This is a genomic window from Saccharopolyspora sp. 6M (assembly GCF_020176775.1).
Classification (GTDB): Bacteria; Actinomycetota; Actinomycetes; order Mycobacteriales; family Pseudonocardiaceae; genus Saccharopolyspora_C; species Saccharopolyspora_C gregorii.
Genome location: NZ_JAIUJZ010000319.1, coordinates 1 through 3747, shown reverse-complemented (window position 1 = coordinate 3747; position 3747 = coordinate 1). Strand labels below are relative to the sequence as shown.

4 protein-coding genes are annotated in these 3747 nt (G+C 73.2%); 2 read left to right on the top strand and 2 right to left on the bottom strand.

Features of this window, described 5'->3' with window-relative positions; genetic code table 11:
* The first annotated feature begins 113 nt into the window (after nucleotides 1–113).
* The gene (locus LCD31_RS28450) at nucleotides 114–1049 is read left to right on the top strand and encodes a hypothetical protein (protein WP_224963223.1); all 936 of its coding nucleotides are present in this window, start codon (nucleotides 114–116) and stop codon (nucleotides 1047–1049) included.
* 336 nt (nucleotides 1050–1385) lie between these two features.
* Nucleotides 1386–2357 (top strand): LGFP repeat-containing protein, encoded by a 972-nt coding sequence (locus LCD31_RS28445; RefSeq protein WP_224963221.1) that lies wholly within the window; start codon nucleotides 1386–1388, stop codon nucleotides 2355–2357.
* A 93-nt stretch (nucleotides 2358–2450) separates the two neighbouring features.
* Here LCD31_RS28445 and LCD31_RS28440 read toward each other — a convergent pair whose 3' ends face one another.
* The gene (locus LCD31_RS28440) at nucleotides 2451–3314 is read right to left on the bottom strand and encodes an alpha/beta fold hydrolase (RefSeq protein WP_224963219.1); all 864 of its coding nucleotides are present in this window, start codon (nucleotides 3312–3314) and stop codon (nucleotides 2451–2453) included.
* Between the two features lie 119 nt (nucleotides 3315–3433).
* Nucleotides 3434–3747 (bottom strand): hypothetical protein (locus LCD31_RS28435; RefSeq protein WP_224963217.1); only part of this gene is annotated, 314 nt, incomplete at its 5' end.

The window sequence follows — 3747 nt, the reverse complement described above, 5'->3', positions numbered from 1 at the left end:
CCGTCTTTGGGGCTCGTGGCCGCGGTTAGGTGTATAACTCCCAGGGGCGGCCCGGCGCGGCGACGCAGGCCACCGCCAACCCCCTCGCGGCGGAGTAGGTCGAGCACGACTCGCTGCGCTGGCGCGAGTACGAGCACGCCCGCTTCTACTGGACGCCCGACACCGGCGTGCACATCGTCTTCGGCGGCATCCTCGACCGGTTCGTCGCGCTCGGCGCGCACGACGTCGTCGGCGTGCCCACCACCGACGAGCTCACCGACGACGCGGGCGCCCGCTACACCGAGTTCGTCAGCCTCGACGGCAAGGAGACCGCCTCGGCGATCTACTTCACCAGCGCCACCGGCGCGCACCTGCTGCGCGCCCCGATCCTGGAGAAGTGGACCGAGAACGGCGGCGGTGCCGCGCTCGGCCACCCCACCACCGACACCACCACGACCCCCGACGAGCTTGGCGCCTACAACCACTTCTCCCGCCCCGGCGGCGCCTCCATCTACCTGACCCGGGACAACGAGGCGCACGTGGTGCTCGGCGCGATCCGGGACAAGTGGGCCGAATCCGGCTGGGAGGCAGGGCCGCTCGGCTACCCGACCACCGACGAGATCACCGCCGCCGACGGGCGCGGCAAGTACGCCCGGTTCGACGGTGACGGCGAGTTCGCCGCGGGCATCGCGTGGAGCCCGCAGACCGGGGCGCACTCGGTGCGCGGCGCCATCATCGACAAGTACCTCCAGTTCAGCGGCCCCAACGGGCTGCTCGGCTACCCCACCACCGACGAGCTCACCGCCCCCGACGGGCGCGGCAAGTACGCGCACTTCACCGGCGGCGACACCGGTGCCGCCTCCATCTACTGGTCGCCGCAGACCGGGGCCGTCGAGGTGTACGGCGGCATCCGCGCCCGCTGGTCCGCGCTCGGCTGGGAACGCTCCTACCTCGGCTACCCGGTGCGCGGCGAGCACGACGTGCCGTGGGGCCGCAGCACCGAGTTCGAGCTGGGGTACGTGGATTGGCACCGGGACGGCGGACGGGTGGCCGACTTCCCGAAGCGCTGACGGGCGAGCCCGGATCCCGGCTGGTACAACGGGAAACGGGCCACGAACTGAGGTGCGCCTGACGGAGTGGGGTCCGTCAGGCGCACCTCTTCCCGTTCCACCCGCTTCCGCAGAACGCTCGCCCCCGCCCGGATTCCGGTCGCCGGCCCCGATCTCGCCCGCGCCCCCGTTTTCGCCCGAACGCTCGGACTTCACGGCCTCGACGCCTCCGTCGTGGATCCCGGCCGATGCGGCCGAACCGGTGAACGTCGAAACCCGGGGCAACCGGCCGACCCCGCCCCGCGTGCTCAAGTCGTACGGAAATTCCTTGCTGTGCAAGCGAAAAGGGGACGTGCCTTGAACACCAGGAACTGGGGAATCGTGCTCGCCGCGGCCGCCGTGCCGCTCGCCCTCGCCGGACCCGCCGCCACCGCGGCCGCCGTGCCGGAACCGGCCGGACAGGCCCAGCAGCAGGCCTTCACGCCGATCGAAGAGCGGTACTGGAACGACGCCGACCTGCGGCAGCTGCTCGGCGAGCCGGTCGACTCGCAGCACACCGACGGCGAGACCAGCTACCAGCGGTTCCAGTACGGCTGGTTGTTCCACACCGAGGCCACCGGCGTCACCGAGATCCACGGCGACATCGCCGCGCGGTACAACGACATCGGGGGTTACGACGTGCTCGGCGCCGCCGACGCCGACGAGCGCGTCGCGCCGGACGGAGTCGGCCGCTACAACCAGTTCGCGGGCAGCGACGCGACCGGGCCCGCCTCGATCTACTGGACCGACGCGACCGGGGCGCAGGGCGTGTGGGGCCCGATCCGGGACTTCTGGGAGGCGAAGGGCTGGGAGGTCGGCTACCTCGGCTACCCGACGAAGACGACCACCGCCACCGTCGACGGATCCGGCAGCTACAACCACTTCGTCGGCCCGAACGGGGACGGCGCCTCGGTGTACTGGTCGGAGGAGACGGGCGCGCACTCGGTGCAGGGCGCGATCCGCGAAGCATGGGCCGCGCAGGGCTGGGAGACCGGCGAGCTCGGCTACCCCACGACCGACGAGCAGGTCGCCGACGACGCCATCGGCCGCTTCAACGAGTTCTCCGGCCGCCAGGAGACCGGGGCCGTCTACTGGTCCCCGGAATCCGGGGCGCACTGGCTGCGGGGCGACGTGCTGCGGCACTGGTACGACCTGGACCGCTACTCCGGCTACCTCGGCTACCCCACGTCCGACCCGCACGAGGTCGACGGCGGCGTCCAGGTGGACTTCCAGGGCGGCTACATCCTGCGCAACCCGGACACCGGCGCGATCAGCGACGCACCGTGGTGATCCGCTGACGAGCCGGACCACCGCGGGGAGCGGTCCGGCCCCGCTCACCCGTCCGTCCGAAGTGGACCGACCGAATCGGTCCACTTCGGACGGTCAGAGCGCGTCGGCGAGCCCGCCCAGGATCTCGGCGAAATCCACCGGCCGGCAGAAGTACCCGACGTGCCCGCAGTCGAGCGTCCGCACGTCGAACGGGTTCGCGGGCGCCAGCGCGTCCGCGTCCGCGATCATGCGGTCCTGCTCCGGCAGCGGGGTGCAGCGATCCGCGGCGAACCGCACGAACGTGCGCGGCACCCGGCCCCAGCGCTCCGCCGTCGCCGGCACCCGCTCCGCGCCGATGCGCACGTTCGCGTCCGGCTCCAGCACGTCCACCAGGGCGCGGAATTCGTCGTCGGTGCCCTCGGCCAGCATCGCGGCCTTCGCCGCCCGGAACCGCGCCGGGTCGGAGTCGCGCAGGTTGAACCGCAGCACGCCCAGCTCCGCCGGATCGCCGAGGACCGGCCACCCGATCTCGTCCAGCAGGTTCCCGGTGTGCTCCGGCCAGCGCGCCGAATCGGCCACCGACTCCGAGCGCACCGCGCACCACGCGGACAGGTACACGAGCCGGCCCACCAGCTCCGGGCACCGCTCGGCGACCGCGGTGATCGGGATGCCGCCCGCGCTGGTGCCCGCCAGCAGCACCGGACCGTGCTCGGCGACGCGGCGCAGCAGCCCCTCCAGGTGCTCGGCGTAGTCGTCGATCCCGATCCCGGCGAGCGCGGAAGGGGCGGTGGCGAACGCCTCGACGTCCTGCGGGGACTGGTAGTAGGCGGCCGGGTGGTGCGCGTTCAGGCCGTGCCCGGGCAGGTCCGGCGCCAGGCTGCGGTAGCCGCGCAGGGCCAGCTCGCGCTGCACCGGCGACCAGACGCCCGCGGTGCTCGCGGCGCCGTGGACCAGCACGATGGTGGGGTTCGCTGACATGGGGCCTCATCTCCGACGGCGCGGTCGCGCCGGAACGTCGTGGGATGCCCGGCTTCCGCGGTCGCGGAACGGGACGGCTCGCGAGGGCGAGCGGGCGGCTTCGTCAGCTGATCACGATGTCAGAGTAGGGCACCGGGCAAGCGAATATCGACGCGCGACGGCAACGCGGGCGGGGCCACCGGGCGGAACTCCCGGTGCGCGAGCAGCGCGAGCGCCGTGCCCAGCCGGTGGCAGAACCAGTCGTCGGTGCGCAGCCGGTGCCTGCCGGCGTGCTCTTGCGGATCCTGCTCCGGCCACACGATCTCCTCGTCCGGCACGTCCGCGCAGGACGACGGGGGCGCGAGGACGTCCGCCGACGCGGTCCGGAAGGCGGGAGCGGGCGGGGCCGGAACGGGCCGGGCGGCGGGGAGCCTGGCCGCGGGGACCCGGGCCG